This is a genomic window from Nocardioides sp. NPDC101246 (assembly GCF_044767415.1).
In the GTDB taxonomy this organism is placed as follows: domain Bacteria; phylum Actinomycetota; class Actinomycetes; order Propionibacteriales; family Nocardioidaceae; genus Nocardioides.
The window spans coordinates 365,906-383,531 of sequence record NZ_JBIWNX010000006.1 but is presented as its reverse complement, the minus strand read 5'-3'; the positions used below and the strand labels follow the sequence as shown (position 1 = coordinate 383,531).

Genomic DNA, 17,626 nt, shown 5'->3' with positions numbered 1-17,626 from the left:
TCACAGCCCCAGGTCGCGCAGGAACGGGATGCTGGAGACCGGTAGCGGCACCGTCAGCAGCCGGGTGAAGGCGTAGAAGACGCCGAAGCTTCCGATCACGGCGATGACCAGCGACTGCAGCGGTCCCCGGCGCCCGACCACCAGCAGGTGGAAGAGCAGGAAGACCAGCATGCTGACCTGGTAGCCGACCGGCTCGAGGCAGGCGGCGAGCACGCACAGGCTCACCAGGATCGCCAGCACGGTCCGCGGCGAGTAGTCGGGTGTCTCCTCCTCGTCCGTCCGGGTCTCGGCGGCCGGCCCGTCCTGGCCGCCGGAGCCGGCCGGGCGCAGTCGTGCCCGCAGCTCCTGGCCGAACCAGATGAGCCCCAGTACGACCAGGAGCACCCCCAGCCAGAGCGGGAAGAACCCGGGCCCCGGCCCGAGGTCGTCCCAGTAGCCGAGCGAGCGCGAGCCGATGAACGCGGCTGCTCCGATCGCGACGACGAGCGCTGCGACGAGCAACGGCAGGACGGACCGGCGTCGCTCGTCGACGGTCGCTGGACCGGCTACCGCCGTAGTGGCGGGGATGTTGGTGTAGTCGCTCATGTTTCTCATTCTGTGATAAGATGTATCACGGCATGAGGAACTATCCGTGACGGCCGTCACCCTGTCAAGCCCTCGCGCTCAGGGGTGCGAGGATTCGATGCGTCGCGACGAAACGAAGGAGGCACGTGAGCGAGGAGAAACCGTCAAGCACGATGCGCTCTCTGGAGAGAGCCATCGACGTCCTCGAGGTGCTCGAGGCGACACGTACGCCGCTGCGGCTGAGCGAGGTCGCCCGCCGTGCCGGACTGCACGTCGCCACGACGCAGCGCATCCTCAGCACGCTCGAGGCGCGAGGGCGCGTCGAGCAGGACGGCACCGGCTACCGCACCGGTGTCGCGATGCTGTTCGGCGCGCACGCCTACCTGGCCACCAACCGGCTCGCCGCCACCGCGCCGATGATCCTGCAGCAGCTCGCCGCCGCCACCGGGCTCACCGCGTCGGTGTTCGTGCGCTCCGGATCCTCCCGCGCCGTGATCGCCCGGGTCGAGGGCGACGACCCGCTGCGCTATGTCCTCCCGATCGGCGAGCGGCTCCCGCTCCACCTCGGCGCGGGCAAGGTCATCGCGGCGTACATGGATCCCGAGGAGCTCGAGGGCTTCAGCGAGTTCACCAGGGCCGACGGGACCCAGATCTCCCCCGACGACTTCCGGCACGAGCTCGAGGAGATCCGCCGGCGCGGCTGGGTGGCCTCCCACGACGAGCGCGTCGTCGGCGCATCCTCCGTCGGAGCACCCCTGCTCAGTCCCGAGGGTGAATGTCTCGCGGCGATCCAGGTCTCCGGCCAGACCAGCAACCCGGCGTTCACCGATCCCACTCCCCTCGGGCACGAGGTGCGCCAGGCCGCCGGCGCGCTCATGGCCCGGCTCGGCTGACGAGGAGTCGCTCCCGATGTCCGACCGCTGGCTGAACGAGACCCGCGAGTCCTACGACACGGATGCCGCCGGCTACGCCGAGCAGGTACGCGGCCTGCTGGACGATCGTCCGTACCTGCGTGCCGGTCTGGCCGTGTTCGCCGAGGCGGTGCGCGATGGCGGGAGCGGGCCGGTGGCCGACGTCGGCTGCGGCCCCGGGTACGTCACCCAGCACCTCCACGACCTCGGGATAGAGGCGTTCGGCATCGACCTCTCTCCGGAGATGATCGCGATCGCCCGGCGGGATCATCCGGATCTCGCCTTCGAGGTCGGGTCGATGACCGACCTTCCGCTGGCGGACCGTTCGCTCGGCGGCGTACTCGCCTTCTGGTCGGTCATCCACATCCCCGACGCGGCGGTGCCCGGGGTGTTCGAGGAGTTCCGGCGGGTGCTGCGGCCGGGCGGGTCGGTGCTGGTCGGGTTCCACGTCGGCGACGAGACTCGGCGGTCGACGACGGGCTACACCGGGCGGCCGATCGGCGTGGACAGCCACCGACGTCGGCCGGAGCAGATCTCGGGGTGGCTGCGCGAGGCCGGGTTCGGCATCGAGGCCGAGCTCCTGATGCGGCCCGACGACGAGGTGCCGGGCGCGATCGTCTTCGCGCGGGCACCGGTTTGATCGCGCACGAACCAGCGTTCATAGTGCGCAGCATGGTGAACGAGATCGACCGGTTGGCATGGGTGACGGCGCGAGAGGCACGCGGGCGCGATGACGACGAGCCGCTCGCCCTGGCTGCGCTGGCCCGCGCCGGGGTCACGGTCGATGTGGTCGACTGGGACGACCGGACCGTCGGCTGGGCGGCGTACGACCGGGTCGTGCTCAGGTCGACCTGGGACTATCCGCAGCGGCTGGCCGAGTTCCTGTCCTGGCTCGACGAGGTCACCCAGGTCACCGAGCTGGTCAACCCACCGCAGCTCGTGCGCTGGAGCCTGGACAAGAGGTATCTCGCCGAGCTCGAGGCCGCCGGGGTGCCGATCACGCCGACCGTCTTCGTCGAGCCCGGCTCGACGGCAGAGTTTCCCGACGGCGACTTCGTGGTCAAGCCCGCGGTCGGGGCCGGGAGCAGGGACGCGGCTTCCTACGGAACCGAGGACCACGCGGCCGCCGCGGCTCACGTCGCCCGCCTCCACGCCGACGGCCAGGTCGTGCTGGTCCAGCCGTTCCTGAAGTCGGTGCCCGTCGACGGCGAGTGGCCGATGGTCTTCTTCGACGGCCGTTTCAGCCACGCCGCCAGCAAGCGGGTCGAACTGCCGCGGGCCGGCGCCGTCGACGACCTCTTCGCCGTGGAGACCAACGCGGCACACACCGCCGCCCAGGACCAGAGCGAGGTCGCCCAGGCCGCCGTGGACCTGGTCACCAGCCGGTTCGGGACACCGACGTACGCCCGGATCGACCTGGTCCGGGACAACGACGGCCGCTACTGCGTCCTCGAGGTCGAGCTCGTCGAGCCCTCGCTCTTCCTGCCCCAGGCCGACCCGGCCGCAGCCGACCGGCTCGCCGCCGTCCTCACGTCACCGCAGGACGGGCGCTAGGCAGGCACCCGCTCGGCGACCTGTTCGGCGACCGGTGCGGTCCTCGGCGTGAACCGCAGGTTCGGGTCGTCGACCGAACGGAGCCGGAGCTCGCGGGTGTCGTACAGGTAGTCCTGTCGGATCTGCCACGGCGCCCGCTTGCCCTGGCGGGGCATCACGGCGTCGCCGCGCTGGATGTAGCCCGACCGCATCGAGGCACCCATCACCGAGACCTCCTCACGCTCGTCCCCGGCCGCCTCCGCCACGACCTCCCCGTAGCCGCTGCGCGCCATGTGCTTGAGCAGACGACACAGGTAGGCGCCGGCGAGATCCGCCTTCAGCGTCCACGACGCGTTCGTGTAGCCCATCACGATCATCGCGTTGGGCACGCCCTCGACCAGGGTGCCCTTGTAGAGCATCCGGTCGCGGGTGTCGACCGGCTGGCCGTCGACCTCGATCCGCATGCCGCCGAGCAGCTGGATGCGAAGCCCGGTCGCGGTGATGACGATGTCGGCCGCGAGCTCCTCGCCGGACGCCAGCCGGATGCCGGTCTCGGTGAAGGTGTCGATCGTGTCGGTGACGATGGAGGCCTCGCCGCGGCGCAGGACAGAGAAGAGATCGCCGTTCGGCACCACGCACAGCCGCTCGTCCCAGGGGTTGTAGCTCGGCTGGAAGTGCTTCATGTCCACCGCGCTGCCGACCTGGGCGCGGATCGCGGCCAGGATCGCCTTCCGGGCGGCCTTGGGCGCGGTGCGGCAGAAGCGGTACATGCCCTGCTGCAGCAGGATGTTGCGTACGCGGCCGGTGCCGTAGACCGCCCGGGTCGGCACCTTGAGCAGGTTGAACGCCGCGGAGACCGGGTCCTCGGCCGGGACCGGCACGACGTACGTCGGGGAGCGCTGCAGCATCGTGACGTGCTCGGCCTTCTCGGCCATGTTGGGGACCAGGGTGATCGCGGTGGCCCCGCTGCCGATGATGACCACGCGCTTGCCGGTGTGGTCGAGGTCCTCGGGCCAGTGCTGCGGGTGGATCAGCTCACCCTGGAACCGCTCCTCGCCGGGGAACGTCGGGCGGTGCCCCTGGTCGTAGTCGTAGTAGCCGGTCGCGCCGACGAGGAAGTGGCTCGTCCACTCCTCCGTCTCGCCGGTGGTCTCGTCGAGCGCCGTGGTGGTCCACAGGCCACGCTCGCTGGACCAGGACGCGGAGACGACCTTGCGGCCGAAGTGGGTGTGCCGGGTGACGCCGTACTCGTCCGCGGTCTCCTCGATGTAGCGCTTGATGCTCGGGCCGTCGGCCAGCACCTTGGTCCCGTTCCACGGCCGGAACCCGTAGCCGAAGGTGAACATGTCGGAGTCCGAGCGGATCCCGGGGTAGCGGAACAGGTCCCAGGTGCCGCCCATCGCGGTGCGGCGCTCGAGGATGGCGTACGTCCGCCCGGTCCGTTCGCGGGTCAGCTGGCTGGCGACGCCGACGCCGGAGAGACCGGCTCCGACGATGAGGACGTCGACGTGGCGCTGGGTGGTCATGCGGTCCTCCGAAGGTCGGTGTTCGTCATGTCCAGGGTCGTCGCGAGGATGGTGTCGGCGATCAGGTCCGGGTCGTCGGCCATCGGCACGTGACCGCAGCCGGGCAGCTCGACGTGGCGCGCTCCGGGGAGGCGTACGCGTGCCTGGTCGGCCTGATAGGGACGCAGGACCCGGTCCTTGGTGCCCCAGGCGATCGTGATCGGCACATCGGCCGGCACGGCACCGTCGAACAGGTAGCCGCCGCGGATGATGTCGCGGAGCGCCTGCTTGGAGTCGAGCATGTTGCACAGGTCCTCGTACGCGACGTCTGCCGGGATCGCCGCCGGCCGGGCGGTCAGCCAGCTGAGCCCGAGCGTCCGGCCCCACGGGTGACGAAGAAGCCACGGCGCGACCGGCCGCAGGACCCCCGAGGTCGCGATGACCGAGGCGAACAGCGCGCGGACGTAGGCGAACTCGACGTCGTTGCGCCAGAAGCCGGCCGGGGAGATCGCGGTGACGCTGCGAGCGAGCCCGTGCTTGCTCAGCTCCAGGGCGACCACACCACCGAGGCTGTTGCCCACGACGTGCGGACGCTCCAGGCTGGCCGCGGCCAGGAATTCCTCGAGCGGGTCGATCAGCGCCTGCCGGGGCGAGCGGCCGTCGGCCACATGGGCCGGGGACTCGCCGTGGCCGGGCAGGTCCACGAGGAACACCTCGTGGTGCTCGGCGAGCCGGTCGACGACCGGGTGCCAGGCCTGGCGGCGGTGACCGATGCCGTGGATCATCAGCAGCGGCTCGCCCGAGCCGGTGCTCTCGTACGCCAGCACCTCAGACCGCCGCACTCGACGGCTGCGCGCGGTAGCGCGCGGCCCGCCCGTCGATGCCGAGGGCGCGCCAGACCAGCTTGGCCGGTCCCTTGCGGATCCCCAGGTTGTCGGCCAGGAGGCGTACGTCCGAGAAGAGGTCGCGCAGGAGCTTCTCGGAGTCCTGGGAGTCCCACCAGATCTCCTTGGCGACGTCCTTCGGGATGCCCATGTCCTCGCGCGCCTGCTTGCTCGGCACCATGATCACGTCGCACAGGAGTCGCATGACCACCGGGAACAGATAGGTCAGCGCGCGCCGCTTGAGGGGGTTCATCTGCTGCCAGTGGTGCTCGAGATACTGGTGCGCGAACCCGATGTGGCGGGCCTCCTCGGCGATGTGGATCTGCATGACGCGGTCGATCAGCGGGTGGCTGCCACCGGCGCGCATGATGCTCTTCTGCAGATGGTCGATCGGCTCCTCGCCGCCGAGGATGCCGACGAAGAAGATCTCCGGGAACCAGGTCCCGGCCGACGTCACCAGAGGAGCCAGCCAGGCGAACCACCCCGGTGCCCCGGCGACGCCGTCGACCCCGGAGTTCTCCACGAACCGGTTGACCGACTCCTGGAACATCTGGATGTGGTGGGTCTCCTCGGTGACCTCGTGCATCGCGTAGCGGAACTCGGGGTTGCCGTCCTTCGCCAGGATCAGGTGGTGCATCACGCCCGCGATGAGCACCTGCTCGAACTGGCGCCCGACCTTCGCGATCTGCGCGTAGCGGTAGACCCCGATCTGGATCTGCCGCTCCTTCGAGAGCGACTTGTACCACTCGTGACGGCCGATCTCGTCGGCGTCGGTGAGGACGAAGCGCTCGTCGTTCGGGTCGAGGTGGAACTCGGGATCGTCCCACTTGATGTCCTTGAACGCCTGGAAGTGCTGGTCCACCGAGGCTTCGGAGAGTGTCCGCAGCGTGTCGTAGTAGGACTGCTTCGCCGTCGGGTTCGTCGTCGGGCTCGTCGTCGTGCTCATCTCGATCTCCTTCTCATCGGGTGGGGACCGGAAGGGATCGGCTGATGATCTCCTTCATGATCTCGCTGGTACCGGCGTAGATGCGTTGGACGCGGAGGTCGGTGAAGGCCCGCGCGATCGGGTACTCCTCCATGAAGCCGTAGCCGCCGAAGAGCTGGACGCACTTGTCGACGACGATGCCGGCGCGCTCGGAGCTCCAGTACTTGGCCATCGCGGCGGTCGGGATGTCGAGCTCGCCCTTGACGTGCAGCTCGACGCACTCGTCGATGAAGGAGCGCGCCACCCGGGCCTCGGTCGCGATCTCGGCCATCTCGAACTTGGTGTTCTGGAAGCCGAAGACCGGCCGGCCGAAGGCGGTGCGCTCGTTGACGTACAGGAGCGTCTCCTCGAAGCAGAACTCCATCGCGGCCACGCTGCCGACGGCCACGATCAGCCGCTCCTGCGGAAGCTGCATCATCAGCTGGACGAACCCGTCGCCCTCCTTGTCGCCGAGCAGGTTCGAGGCCGGGATGCGTACGTCGTCGAAGAAGAGCTCGCAGGTGTCCTGCCCCTTCATCCCGATCTTGTCGAGCACCCGGCCGCGGCGGAATCCGGGGGTGTCGGTCGGCACGATGACCAGGGAGATCCCGGCAGCAGCCTCCTCCGGGTTGGTCTTGACCGCGACCAGCACCATGTCGGCCAGGAGCCCGTTCGTGATGAACGTCTTGGCTCCGTTGACGACGTACTCTTCGCCGTCCTTGACCGCCTTGGTGCGGATGCCCTGCAGGTCGGAGCCGGTGCCGGGCTCGGTCATCGCGATCGCGGAGACCACCTCGCCGGAGGCCAGCTTCGGCAGCCACTCGTTCTTCTGCGCCTCCGTGCCGTACGCGAGCAGGTAGTGGGCCACGATCCCGCTGTGCAGCGAGGCACCGAAGGCGGTGTCGCCGACCCGGGCCTGCTCCTCGATCAGCACGGCCTCGTGGGCGAAGGTGCCGCCACCGCCGCCGTACGCCTCGGGGATGGAGAGGCACAGCAGACCCAGATCGCCGGCCTTGCGCCACAGGCCACGGTCGACGTGCTTGTCGGCGATGTAGGTGTCGATGTTGGGCTTGACCTCCTTCTCGAAGAAGGTCCGGGCAAGGTCGCGAAGGTCGTCGAGGTCCTGGTCCATCCAGGGCGAGCGGCGGGACATGCGTGGCCTTTCGGGTTGGGTACAGGGTGTTTCCAGAGACATGGTGTCCCACTTATCTCCTGGATACAAGGTGTAGCCGGTGCTGTCTCGCTAGGGTGACGATGTGGTTGACGTGGTCAAGTGGGTCGATTCCACCGTCCGGCGCCGCTCGGCGAAGGAGGCGCTCGACAACGACGCGCGGCGAGCCCAGGTGGTCGAGGCGGCCGTGGAGGCGATCGAGGAGCGCGGGCCGGGCATCGGCATGGCGCAGGTCGCCGAGCGCGCAGGCCTCCCCCGCCCGAACGTCTACCGGCACTTCGCCAGCAAGGAGCAGCTCGACGCCGAGGTCGTCCGGTTCGCGTCGACCGAGCTGATCCGACGCGTACGTCCTCATCTCGCCCGCGCCGGGACCCCGCGCGAGGTGATCGGCGGGGTCATCGAGCCCTGCGTCGTCTGGGCCGACGAGCATCCCAACCTCTACCGGTTCGTCGCCGCGCAGCAGCAGACCAGGGCGCTGCACCGGGCCCGGATGGGACGCAACCGCTTCCTCGACGAGCTCATCGATGCCATGGGCTCCTACCTCCGCGCCTCCGAGGTGAGCGGCACCCCCTCCGACGGCATCCTCGCCGGCCTCATGGGCATGGTCGACGCGAGCATCATCTGGTGGCTCGACCACCACGACGAGACCCGGGACCAGCTCGTCGACCGGCTCACCCGGCAGGTCGTCGTCGTGCTCATCGACATGCTCGACGACCTCGGGCTCGAGGTCCGTGACGACATGGTCTTCAGACCGCTGGACTGATCAGGAACGAAGAAGCGCACGGAGCCCCCACCTCCTTAGGCTCGTATCAACAGACCGACCGAGGAAGGAAAGACCATGGCGAAGAGCAGCACGTTCACCGAGGAAGAGAAGGCGGCCATGAAGGAGGCCGCCGCCGAGCGCAGGACGGCCGCCAAGCGTGGCACCGGCAGCAGGAAGGCCGAGGCCGACCTCGCCGACTGCCTCGAGAAGATCGAGGCGATGGACGACAACGACCGCGCGATCGGCGAGACGCTCCACCGGATCGTCACCACGCACGCGGCCGATCTCGCCCCGAAGACCTGGTACGGCATGCCCGCCTACGCCAACGCCGACGGCAAGGTCGTGGTGTTCTACAAGTGCGCCGGGAAGTTCAAGATGCGCTACGCCGAGGTCGGCTTCCAGGAGTGGGCGAACCTCGACGACGGCGACATCTGGCCGACCGTCTTCGCCGTCACCGCGATGACCTCGGCCGTCGAGGAGAAGCTCACCGACTTGGTGAAGCGGGCGGTCCGCTAGCCGGCGTGATGCTCGCGGTAGGGCTGATAGAGCCGTTCCAGGAACCCTGCGAGCTCGGCGGCCATCTCCTCGTCCAACGTGGGGAAGGAGAAGGTCGCCTTGCCCGTACGCCGCTTGCGGAACGCCTCCGATGAGTCCTCCAGCGCTTCCGGCCAGGTGTCGACGGCGATCGCGTAGAGGCTCACCTTCTGCGCGCTTCGCTTGACCGCGGCGAAGTAGTCATGTGCGCCGGCGCCCGGCCAGCGCAACGACGGCATCCCGTAGATCGTCGCGTCCTCGAGCTCGTTGCGGTAACGCTCGAGAAGCGCCCAGATCCGGTCTTCGACGGCATCGAGGTCGGCCATTGAGGGAGCGTAGCTCAGCGGCGACGGAAGAGCCGGAACCTGCGGCTTCGCCGAACATCTGTGCCTGCCGCTTCGCGCGGCTTCCTGCCTCGCGCCGCCCGACGGTCGGCCCATCCGGCGACCGTGGCGTCGGGGTCGCGAGGCATCGTGATCAGCGGCGGTCCCGCCGGCGGCTCGTAGCGGGCGCGGATCACGAGAGCGTTGAAGTCGTCGATCTCGCGACGTACGGCCTTCTCGTCCGCCAGCTGATCCAAGCGCGCGTCCAGCGCAGCATCGTCCTTGCGGAGCTGGATGGACGGCGGGAGCAGCGCGATGTGCTCACGCTCGATGAGGCTCCTGACCCACCACTCCGGGTCGTGGTGATCCGGTAGATCGATCGGCTCACCTGCGCCCGGCAGGTCGTCGAAGTCGCCACGGGCGATCGCCTTGCGCACCTGGAAGTCCGCGAGCAACGCGACAGCCACCGCATCATCGATCGCGAAGGCGTACGGGTCGTGCACGCTTCTTCACCATCCCTCCGTCGGCAGCGGATAAAAGTCACCTGTATTATGTCACGCGTATTGAAAACCGAAAGGGGCCGCGATGCCGAAGGTGGTCGACCACCGCGAGCGACGAGAAGCGATCGCGCACGCCCTGTGGCGGGTGGTCGAGCAACAGGGCTGGCCGCGAGCGACGATGCGCGAGGTCGCCCGCGAAGCCGATGTCTCTCTCGGGCAGCTCCAGCACTACTTCTCGTCCCGCACCGCGATACTGACCTTCGCGATGGAGTTCGCCGCCGAACAGACCTCGGCCCGAGTCACGCGCGGCCTGACCGGTCTCGACCAGCCTCCACACCCTCGCGACGTACTGCGGGTGGTGCTCACCGAGATGCTCCCGCTGCACCCCGATGCGCGCGCCACCAGCCGCATGAACACCGCGTACGTCCTGGAAGCTCTTCACGATCCGGAGCTGCGCGAGCAGGCTCGCGTCGGCCTCGACGAGGGGCGGGCCCTGGTCGAGCGCCTCATCCGGCAAGCACTGACCCACGGTCAGATCCCCGCCGACCGCGACCCGAACATCGAGACGGACCTGATCCTGGCGCTGACCGGCTTCGCACCGCTCCTCGAGCTCGGCGTGATCACGCCTCGAGCCGCACTGGCGGCCGTCGATCAGCACCTCGATCGGCTCTTCGCGCCGCCGGCAATGTGACCGGCGAGCGACATTTTCAACCAACTTGCGAAAGTTCAAAACCTTCTTGACGAAGTCTCATCGAGCCCCCTACCTTCATGTGTGACGCTCGCCACACCCCACGGAGGCCCGCATGTCTCGTATCCCCCCGTCCAGAGCCGTGCTCGGCTCACTCGTCGGCCTATCGGTCACCGCCGCACTCCTCGGCGGAGCCCCCGCCACCGCCGCGGAGGCGGCGGACCTGCCACCGCAGGAGCCCGGCGTCACGCTGCGCACCTACGACATGGGTCGTCCGATCGCGGAGCTGTGCACGCTGAAGGCGGGCCAGACGCCCAACGTCGACAGGCTCACCTCACTCATCGACTACGACTCGCCGGCCGACTTCGGCCTCGGCGACCGGTTCATCTCCGAAGCCCTGGCCAACCTGCGCATCGATGCTGCCGGGACGTACGACTTCCGGCTGATCAGCGACGACGGCTCCCGGTTGCTCATCGACGGCTCCGAGGTCATCGACCACGACGGGCTGCACGGGGAGACCGCCAAGGACGGCGCCGTCAACCTGAGCGAGGGATATCACGATCTGCGTGTGGAGCACTTCGAGGACGGTGGCGGCGAGGTGCTGCGCCTGCAGTGGCGGCCTCCGGGCGCGGCTGACTTCACGCTGGTGCCGACCGAGGTCCTGAGCACCGAGGCAGGGGTGGTGCGGGTGACCTCGCCGGGCACGAAGTACTGCGAGGGCCAGAGCGACACCGCCGGTGACGGCATGCAGCTGGACAGCGTCCACCCGGCGTACGACCTGACCGACCTCCGGCCGGACGGCTTCGAGCCGATGGTGGCCGCGCTGGACTGGGCCGCGGACGGCCGGCTCGCGGTGGTGACCACCGGGTCGGTGAGCCCGTCGGGCTGGGTGGAGGACCCCGAGCCCGGCGAGATCTTCCTGCTCAGCAACCCCGGGACCGCCACCGGCCCCGAGGACGTGACGGTGGAGAAGGTCGCGACCGACCTGTTCAACCCGATGGGCGTGGCGATCATCGGCACGTCGATCTTCGTCTCCGAGCGCGACCAGCTCACCGAGCTGACCGACCCCGACGGGGACGGCTTCTACGACCGGCACCGGAAGGTCGCGGAGTGGCCCTTCGGCGGGAACTTCCACGAGTTCGCCTTCGGTCTCCTCCACGACAAGGAGAGCTTCTACGTGAACCTCTCCGTCGCGATCAACTTCGGCGGGGCGACCACCGACCCGCAGCCGGCCGCCGATCGCGGGACGACGCTGAAGATCTCGCGCAAGACGGGCAAGGTCACCTACCTCGCCGGCGGGCTGCGTACGCCGAACGGGATGGTGCGCGGACCCGGTGGCGACCTGTTCGTGATGGACAACCAGGGCGGCTGGCTGCCCAGCTCCAAGCTCGTGCACGTCAAGCCGGGCCGGTTCTTCAACCACTACACCAACCCGTCCGGCCCGTTCGACGACCAGCCGGTCACGGACCCGACCCTGTGGGTGCCGCAGGGCGAGATCGGCAACTCCCCGAGCAGCCCGGTGATGCTGCAGAAGGGCGCGTACGCCGGTCAGATGATCTTCGGCGACGTCACCTACGGCGGCCTGCAGCGCGGCTTCCTGGAGAAGGTCGAGGGTGAGTACCAGGGCGCGGTCTTCCGCTACTCCGCCGGCCTCGAGGCGGGCGTGAACCGCACGCTGCTCGGTCCCGACGGATCGATCTACGTCGGCGGCGTCGGCGAGGCCGGCAACTGGAGCGAGCCGGGCAAGCTCCGCTACGGCCTGCAGCGGATGAGCCCCGACAACGGCGCGGCGTTCGACATGCGCGAGATGCGCGCGACCAGGAACGGCTTCAAGATCCGGTACACCCAGCCGCTGTCCCAGGAGACCGTCGACAAGATCGCCGCCGACCCGAACGCCGCCTTCCGGATGACGCACTGGCGCTACGTGCCGCGCCCGACGTACGGCGGTCCGAAGGTCGACGAGCGACCGCTGTTCGTCTCCGGAGCCAAGGTGTCTCGTGATCGGACGTCGGTGACGCTCACCGTCGACGGTCTCGAGGAGGGCCGGGTCGTGCACCTGCGCTCGCCGCGGCCGTTCGCTGCCGAGGGCGGTGACGAGCTGTGGAACACCGAGGCCTGGTACACGCTCAACTCGATTCCTGGCTACCAGTCGCCGGCCGATCGCAACTATCTCGAGGCCGAGCAGGCGACCCTGGGTGGTAGCGCCGATGTCGATGTCGAGCACAACGGCTACTCCGGCTCCGGGTTCGTGGACGGCTTCGGCAACGTCGGCGCCTCGGTCACCTTCGACGCGAAGGTTGCTCGCGCCGGGACGTACCCGGTCCGGCTGCGCTACGCCAACGGCCCGAACCCGGCGCCCGGCACCAAGGAGGTCTCGGTCTACGTCAACGGCACGAAGGTCGAGCCGTGGGCACTGGAGTCCACCGACGACTGGCAGACCTGGGGCACCGCGACCCGGTCGATGCAGCTGAAGGCCGGGGTCAACCGGATCTCGCTCCGCTACGACGAGGGCGATGACGGGAACGTCAACTTCGACTCCCTCAAGGTCGGCGGCGGCGAGGACATCTGTTCGCCGCAGCGACCCGACCGGGGCTACCAGCCGCTCTTCGACGGCACCCTGACCTCGTTGACGTCATGGCGAATGGCCGGATCGGGCTCGTTCGGGCGGCAGGAGGACTGCTCGCTGCGCACGACCAACGGCATGGGGCTGCTCTGGTACACCGGTCAGGAGTTCACGAACTACAGCCTCAAGCTCGACTGGAAGCTGATCAACGACAACAACGGCGGCGTCTTCATCGGCTTCCCGAACCCCGGCAACGACCCCTGGGTCGCGGTCAACCAGGGCTACGAGGTCCAGATCGACGCCACCGACGCCCCGGACCGCACCACCGGCGCCATCTACACCTTCCAAGGCGCCGACCCGTCGGCCGTCGCAGCTGCGCTCAAGCCGGTCGGGTCGTGGAACTCGTACGACATCCGCGTCTCGGGCTCTCGCGTCCAGGTCTTCCTCAACGGGACGCAGGTGAACGACTTCACAAGCACCGACCCCGCGCGTGACCTGGCCGGCTTCGTCGGCATGCAGAACCACGGCGGTGGCGAGACCGTCTACTACCGCAACGTACGGGTCAAGGAGCTCACCGACTGACGCCAGATCGGACAGCGTGCCGCACCAGTGATCCGTCGACTCACGACGGAGCGCCGGTGCGGTGCACGACCCACACGTTCGGCTCGACATAGGTGGCGACATCGTGGTCGAGGTCGCAGTGCACCGGAGCGAGCGCGCGTTCCACGAGCACCGGGCCCGTCTTGTCGAACGGCAGCCCCGTCCATGCCCGCCACTCCGTCAGGGTGCCGGGGATGACCATCGACCGAGGAGCCACCCGCGCGATGTGCCCGCCGGCCCGTACGTGAACCCGCAGCCACGGGTCGACGGGGAGACCGTCCTCGCGAACCCGGGTCGCATACGTGGACATCGGCTCGTTGGCGTCGGTCTTGGCGCTGGGACGTACGGGCGCGACGAGCTCAGGGAAGCCGTGCCGGGCGGCGTTGTCGCGCATCGCGCCGAGCATCTGTGCCGAGATTCCCCTTCCCTGGTGGTCGGGGCGAACTGCGATCTCGACCGCGGAGATCGCATCGGGTTCCTGGCCTCGGATACTCGCCAGCAGGCCCTCGCGGATGACGAAGTCCCACCCGTTGTCGGGCAGCTCCTCGCGGTTGCCGCGCACGAAGGGGATCGAGTACCCGCACGCGACGACCTCGCCGGTCTCGTCCTGGGCGACCAGGACGAACGCGCTGAACCGAGTCTCGACGTTGCCGTAGTAGAGCCCACCGATCGGATCCTGGCGCATGAACTCCGGCCATGAGCTGGGCATGTCCCACATCGCCTCGGCGAGATCGGGTCGGTCGGCGAGGACAGAGATGGTGAGCGCCATGCGGCCATCGTTGCCGATGCGGCGGACACCAGCGACGGGTTTTCCTGACCGGTGCCGGTCGGGTCAGTCGCCGAGGCTCAGTGGGCCATGTCGACGAAGCGGCTGTAGTGACCCTGGAAGGCGACGACGAGATCACGGGTGGGGCCGTTGCGGTGCTTGGCGATGATCACGTCGGCCTCGCCGGGGCGGGTCGACTCCTTCTCGTAGACGTCGTCGCGGTGCAGCAGGACGACCATGTCGGCGTCCTGCTCGAGCGAGCCCGACTCACGAAGGTCGGAGACCGCCGGGCGCTTGTCGGCGCGCTGCTCGGAACCACGGTTGAGCTGGGACAGCGCGATGATCGGGACCTCGAGCTCCTTGGCCAGCAGCTTGATCTGGCGGGAGAACTCGGAGACCTCGAGCTGGCGGGACTCGACCTTCTTGCCGGAGCTCATCAGCTGGAGGTAGTCGATGACGATGAGCTTGAGGTCGTGGCGCTGCTTGAGGCGGCGGGCCTTGGAGCGGATCTCCATCATCGTCATGTTGGGACTGTCGTCGATGAACATCGGCGCGCTGGACACCTCGCCCATCTTGCGAGCCAGCTTGTTCCAGTCGTCGTCGGACATGTTGCCGTTGCGGATGTGGTTGAGCGGCACCTTGGCCTCCGCCGAGAGGAGGCGCATGGTGATCTCGGAGCGGCTCATCTCCAGGCTGAAGAAGACGCTGGTCAGGTTGTTGTGGATCGAGGCCGCGCGGCAGAAGTCGAGCGCGAGCGTTGACTTCCCCATCGCGGGTCGCGCCGCGACGATGATCATCTGACCGCCGTGGAAGCCGTTGGTGAGCTCGTCGAAGTCGGCGAAGCCGGTGGGAACACCGTAGAGGCCGGCCTCACGGTTGGAGATCGCCTCGATCTCGTCGAGGACGCCGTCCATGATGTCGGCGAGCGGCGAGTAGTCCTCGCCGGAGCGCTTGTCGGTGAGCTTGAAGACCTCGGCCTGGGCCTCGTCGACGATGTTGTCGACCTCGCCCTCGCCCGCGTAGCCGATCTGCACGATCTTGGTGCCGGCCTCGACCAGGCGGCGCAGGACCGACTTGTCGCGGACGATCTCACCGTAGTAACCGGCGTTGGCGGCGATCGGGACGTTGGAGGCGAGCGTGTGCAGATAGGGGGCGCCGCCGATGCGCTCCAGCTCGCCCTTGCGGCGCAGGTCGTCGGCGACGGTGACCATGTCGGCGGGCTCGCCGCGGCTGTAGAGATCGAGGATCGAGTCGTAGATCGACTCGTGGGTCGGGCGGTAGAAGTCGGTGCCGCGCAGCGTCTCGGAGACGTCGGCGATGGCGTCCTTCGAGATCAGCATCGAGCCGAGGACCGCCTGCTCAGCAGCCATGTCCTGCGGCGGCGTGCGGTCGTTGACCGCGCGCGGGGCGTTGCCCGGTTCGTACGCCGCGGGCCCGTCGCCCCACTCTTCGAACGGCGGCTCCGGGAAGTCGCCCGGACCGTCCATCGAGCCGGTCTCAGTGACGCTCATTCCCTTGCCCCTCCGTGGTCTGCGGATCGTCGCGGCGTGATCTCGGTCGATTCGGTCCCACGCTACGGGTGGGCACCGACAGTTCTGCTCCCACAGTCCTGCGCCCACCCTCGACGACACCTCAAGTCTCCGCGACCCTACGTCGCAGACCACATCGGCGACAGCAGGTTATCCACAGGACCTGGGGATAACCGGGGGATAGCGGTGGACGACACCCTGGTCAATGTGAACAGCCTGGGGAACTGCCTGTGCATAACTAGGGTCGTCCGATCGGCAATGCTACTCTGACCTGCGATTTTGTTGTCCATAGGTTGTGGACGAAAGAAAGTTGGCGGCCTAGCGGGATTCATCGCCGAGATCGTCGTACCCCCTTGGGCGTTTTGTCGACATAGCGCCGCAACGACGTTTTCCACAGGTTTTCCACCTGCCCTGAACAACGCCCTGCGCCAGCGGTGTTTAACCTTGAGACCGTGACGAGCCGGGCGGATGCGAAGAACTACTCGAAGACCGACCGCCGAGGCCTCGACAAGGAGATCTGGCGGCTCGCGATCCCCGCCTTCCTGGCCCTCGTCGCCGAGCCGCTCTTCCTGCTCGCGGACTCCGCGATCGTCGGCCACCTCGGCACCCGCGAGCTCGCCGGCCTCGGCGTCACGGGCGTCGTGCTCCAGACGATCGTCGGTCTCTGCGTCTTCCTCGCGTACGGCACCACAGCATCAGTCGCCCGCCGCATCGGCGCCGGCGACACCGCCGGTGCGTTAAGGCAGGGCATCGACGGGATCTGGCTCGCGGTCATCATCGGGGTCGTCGTCACGGTCCCGGTGATGGTCCTGGCCGAGCCGCTCAGCCGGGCGGTCGGCGCGGGCGACGAGGTCGTCGGTCCCGCGACGACCTACCTCCGGATCGCCGTCCTCGGGGTGACGCCGCTGCTGATGATGCTCGCGGCCACCGGTGTGCTCCGCGGGCTGCAGGACACCAAGACTCCACTGGTCGCGGCGGTCGTCGCCAACGTCCTCAACATCGTGCTCAACCTCGCCCTCGTCTACGGCGCCGGGCTCGGCATCGCCGGTTCGGCGATCGGGTCGGTGATCGCGCAGGTGCTGGCGGCCGCGATGCTGACGTACGTCGTGGTGCGGGCCGCCCGCGGCCAGGGCGTGCCACTGCGCCCCGACGCTCCCGGGATCCGTGCCTCCGCGCGGGCCGGCGTGGCCCTCGTGGTCCGCACGCTGACGCTGCGCATGGCACTGCTCGTCACGACGTTCGCCGTCACCCATCTCGCCGTCGGCGATCAGGCCGTGGCGCTGGCGACCCACCAGATCGCGTTCACGCTGTGGACGTTCCTGGCGTTCGTGCTCGATGCGATCGCTATCGCCGCGCAGGCGCTGACCGGGCGGTCGCTGGGGGCCGGCGACACCCGGGAGACCCGAGCCATCACGGCCCGGATGGTGTGGTGGGGCGTCGTCATCGGGGTCGTGGCCGGCGTACTCCTGGCTGCTCTCGCACCGTTCCTCGGCGCCCTCTTCACCGAGGACCAGGCGGTGCGGGATCTGTTGGTGCCGGTGGTGCTCGTGGCCGCGATCGCGCAGCCGATCGCGGGGGTCGTCTTCGTGCTCGACGGGGTGCTCATCGGCGCCGGCGACGGGCGCTACCTCGCCTGGGGCGGAGTCTGGACCCTCGTCGCGTACGTCCCGCTCGTCGCCCTGGCCGTCGCTCTCGGCGGTGGGCTGGTGTGGGTGTGGATCACCTTCGCGGTCGGCTTCATGGGCGCCCGCTTCGTGGTGCTGACGCTCCGTGCGCGGAGCGACCGCTGGCTGGTCACCGGCGCCTGAGCCCGCCGGTGACCAGCCAG

17 protein-coding genes are annotated in these 17,626 nt (G+C 68.8%); 8 read left to right on the top strand and 9 right to left on the bottom strand.

Annotated features, from left to right (window positions below):
• On the bottom strand, positions 1 to 585 hold the full coding sequence (locus tag ACIRON_RS13950; RefSeq protein WP_402992871.1) for a tripartite tricarboxylate transporter TctB family protein: 585 nt from the start codon (positions 583 to 585) through the stop codon (positions 1 to 3).
• Positions 586 to 737: 152 nt separating this feature from the next.
• On the opposite strand from ACIRON_RS13950, the gene ACIRON_RS13945 reads away from it, so the two are divergent.
• From ACIRON_RS13945 to ACIRON_RS13935, 3 genes are read left to right on the top strand one after another with little or no spacing between them, the layout of a single operon-like run.
• Entirely contained in the window at positions 738 to 1,457 is a 720-nt protein-coding gene (locus ACIRON_RS13945) for an IclR family transcriptional regulator (protein WP_402992870.1), read from the top strand.
• A 16-nt stretch (positions 1,458 to 1,473) separates the two neighbouring features.
• On the top strand, positions 1,474 to 2,115 hold the full coding sequence (locus ACIRON_RS13940; protein ID WP_402992869.1) for a class I SAM-dependent methyltransferase: 642 nt from the start codon (positions 1,474 to 1,476) through the stop codon (positions 2,113 to 2,115).
• Between the two features lie 32 nt (positions 2,116 to 2,147).
• Positions 2,148 to 3,029 carry a RimK family alpha-L-glutamate ligase gene (locus tag ACIRON_RS13935; RefSeq protein ID WP_402992868.1) on the top strand — a complete coding sequence of 294 codons (882 nt, stop codon included), beginning with the start codon at positions 2,148 to 2,150 and terminating at the stop codon, positions 3,027 to 3,029.
• Here the strand turns inward: ACIRON_RS13935 and ACIRON_RS13930 are convergent.
• Genes ACIRON_RS13930 through ACIRON_RS13915 form a run of 4 tightly spaced genes read right to left on the bottom strand, consistent with a single transcriptional unit; the run spans position 3,026 to position 7,514 of the window.
• Positions 3,026 to 4,534 carry a flavin-containing monooxygenase gene (locus ACIRON_RS13930; RefSeq protein WP_402992867.1) on the bottom strand — a complete coding sequence of 503 codons (1,509 nt, stop codon included), beginning with the start codon at positions 4,532 to 4,534 and terminating at the stop codon, positions 3,026 to 3,028. The genes ACIRON_RS13935 and ACIRON_RS13930 overlap by 4 nt on opposite strands.
• The gene (locus tag ACIRON_RS13925; RefSeq protein ID WP_402992866.1) at positions 4,531 to 5,355 is read right to left on the bottom strand and encodes an alpha/beta fold hydrolase; all 825 of its coding nucleotides are present in this window, start codon (positions 5,353 to 5,355) and stop codon (positions 4,531 to 4,533) included. The genes ACIRON_RS13930 and ACIRON_RS13925 overlap by 4 nt, the downstream gene beginning before the upstream one ends.
• The gene (locus ACIRON_RS13920) at positions 5,342 to 6,343 is read right to left on the bottom strand and encodes a diiron oxygenase (RefSeq protein WP_402992865.1); all 1,002 of its coding nucleotides are present in this window, start codon (positions 6,341 to 6,343) and stop codon (positions 5,342 to 5,344) included. The genes ACIRON_RS13925 and ACIRON_RS13920 overlap by 14 nt, the downstream gene beginning before the upstream one ends.
• Positions 6,344 to 6,356: 13 nt before the next feature.
• On the bottom strand, positions 6,357 to 7,514 hold the full coding sequence (locus ACIRON_RS13915) for an acyl-CoA dehydrogenase family protein (RefSeq protein WP_402992864.1): 1,158 nt from the start codon (positions 7,512 to 7,514) through the stop codon (positions 6,357 to 6,359).
• Between the two features lie 103 nt (positions 7,515 to 7,617).
• On the opposite strand from ACIRON_RS13915, the gene ACIRON_RS13910 reads away from it, so the two are divergent.
• Both ACIRON_RS13910 and ACIRON_RS13905 read left to right on the top strand, forming a co-directional pair.
• Positions 7,618 to 8,295 carry a TetR/AcrR family transcriptional regulator gene (locus ACIRON_RS13910; RefSeq protein ID WP_091044157.1) on the top strand — a complete coding sequence of 226 codons (678 nt, stop codon included), beginning with the start codon at positions 7,618 to 7,620 and terminating at the stop codon, positions 8,293 to 8,295.
• Between the two features lie 75 nt (positions 8,296 to 8,370).
• Positions 8,371 to 8,811: an iron chaperone gene (locus tag ACIRON_RS13905; protein WP_402992863.1), complete on the top strand. Its 441-nt coding sequence runs from the start codon at positions 8,371 to 8,373 to the stop codon at positions 8,809 to 8,811.
• Here ACIRON_RS13905 and ACIRON_RS13900 read toward each other — a convergent pair.
• Together ACIRON_RS13900 and ACIRON_RS13895 are read right to left on the bottom strand one after the other, a co-directional pair.
• Entirely contained in the window at positions 8,808 to 9,155 is a 348-nt protein-coding gene (locus ACIRON_RS13900; protein ID WP_402992862.1) for a hypothetical protein, read from the bottom strand. The genes ACIRON_RS13905 and ACIRON_RS13900 overlap by 4 nt on opposite strands.
• A 14-nt stretch (positions 9,156 to 9,169) precedes the next feature.
• Positions 9,170 to 9,655: a DUF1992 domain-containing protein gene (locus tag ACIRON_RS13895; RefSeq protein ID WP_402992861.1), complete on the bottom strand. Its 486-nt coding sequence runs from the start codon at positions 9,653 to 9,655 to the stop codon at positions 9,170 to 9,172.
• An 82-nt stretch (positions 9,656 to 9,737) separates the two neighbouring features.
• Here ACIRON_RS13895 and ACIRON_RS13890 point away from each other — a divergent pair, with 82 nt between their 5' ends.
• Together ACIRON_RS13890 and ACIRON_RS13885 are read left to right on the top strand one after the other, a co-directional pair.
• Positions 9,738 to 10,343, top strand: a complete 606-nt coding sequence (locus tag ACIRON_RS13890; protein WP_402992860.1) for a TetR/AcrR family transcriptional regulator — start codon at positions 9,738 to 9,740, stop codon at positions 10,341 to 10,343.
• A gap of 112 nt (positions 10,344 to 10,455) precedes the next feature.
• Complete coding sequence (locus ACIRON_RS13885) at positions 10,456 to 13,485, top strand: family 16 glycoside hydrolase (protein ID WP_402992859.1); 3,030 nt, start codon at positions 10,456 to 10,458, stop codon at positions 13,483 to 13,485.
• A 40-nt stretch (positions 13,486 to 13,525) separates the two neighbouring features.
• Here ACIRON_RS13885 and ACIRON_RS13880 read toward each other — a convergent pair whose 3' ends face one another.
• Entirely contained in the window at positions 13,526 to 14,272 is a 747-nt protein-coding gene (locus ACIRON_RS13880; RefSeq protein ID WP_402992858.1) for a GNAT family N-acetyltransferase, read from the bottom strand.
• Positions 14,273 to 14,349: 77 nt separating this feature from the next.
• Positions 14,350 to 15,780: a replicative DNA helicase gene (dnaB, locus tag ACIRON_RS13875; RefSeq protein WP_402992857.1), complete on the bottom strand. Its 1,431-nt coding sequence runs from the start codon at positions 15,778 to 15,780 to the stop codon at positions 14,350 to 14,352.
• Between the two features lie 470 nt (positions 15,781 to 16,250).
• On the opposite strand from dnaB, the gene ACIRON_RS13870 reads away from it, so the two are divergent.
• The gene (locus ACIRON_RS13870; RefSeq protein WP_402992856.1) at positions 16,251 to 17,606 is read left to right on the top strand and encodes an MATE family efflux transporter; all 1,356 of its coding nucleotides are present in this window, start codon (positions 16,251 to 16,253) and stop codon (positions 17,604 to 17,606) included.
• The last annotated feature ends 20 nt before the right edge of the window (positions 17,607 to 17,626 follow it).

Excerpts from the sequence above, each read along its gene's own strand:
- ACIRON_RS13945 (WP_402992870.1), top strand. The coding sequence starts at position 738 with ATGCGCTCTCTGGAGAGAGCCATCGACGTCCTCGAGGTGCTCGAGGCG.
- ACIRON_RS13905 (WP_402992863.1), top strand. The coding sequence starts at position 8,371 with ATGGCGAAGAGCAGCACGTTCACCGAGGAAGAGAAGGCGGCCATGAAG.
- ACIRON_RS13890 (WP_402992860.1), top strand. The coding sequence starts at position 9,738 with ATGCCGAAGGTGGTCGACCACCGCGAGCGACGAGAAGCGATCGCGCAC.
- ACIRON_RS13915 (WP_402992864.1), bottom strand. The coding sequence starts at position 7,514 with ATGTCCCGCCGCTCGCCCTGGATGGACCAGGACCTCGACGACCTTCGC.
- ACIRON_RS13950 (WP_402992871.1), bottom strand. The coding sequence starts at position 585 with ATGAGCGACTACACCAACATCCCCGCCACTACGGCGGTAGCCGGTCCA.
- ACIRON_RS13940 (WP_402992869.1), top strand. The coding sequence starts at position 1,474 with ATGTCCGACCGCTGGCTGAACGAGACCCGCGAGTCCTACGACACGGAT.
- dnaB (WP_402992857.1), bottom strand. The coding sequence starts at position 15,780 with ATGAGCGTCACTGAGACCGGCTCGATGGACGGTCCGGGCGACTTCCCG.
- ACIRON_RS13920 (WP_402992865.1), bottom strand. The coding sequence starts at position 6,343 with ATGAGCACGACGACGAGCCCGACGACGAACCCGACGGCGAAGCAGTCC.
- ACIRON_RS13900 (WP_402992862.1), bottom strand. The coding sequence starts at position 9,155 with ATGGCCGACCTCGATGCCGTCGAAGACCGGATCTGGGCGCTTCTCGAG.
- ACIRON_RS13930 (WP_402992867.1), bottom strand. The coding sequence starts at position 4,534 with ATGACCACCCAGCGCCACGTCGACGTCCTCATCGTCGGAGCCGGTCTC.
- ACIRON_RS13880 (WP_402992858.1), bottom strand. The coding sequence starts at position 14,272 with ATGGCGCTCACCATCTCTGTCCTCGCCGACCGACCCGATCTCGCCGAG.
- ACIRON_RS13885 (WP_402992859.1), top strand. The coding sequence starts at position 10,456 with ATGTCTCGTATCCCCCCGTCCAGAGCCGTGCTCGGCTCACTCGTCGGC.
- ACIRON_RS13935 (WP_402992868.1), top strand. The coding sequence starts at position 2,148 with ATGGTGAACGAGATCGACCGGTTGGCATGGGTGACGGCGCGAGAGGCA.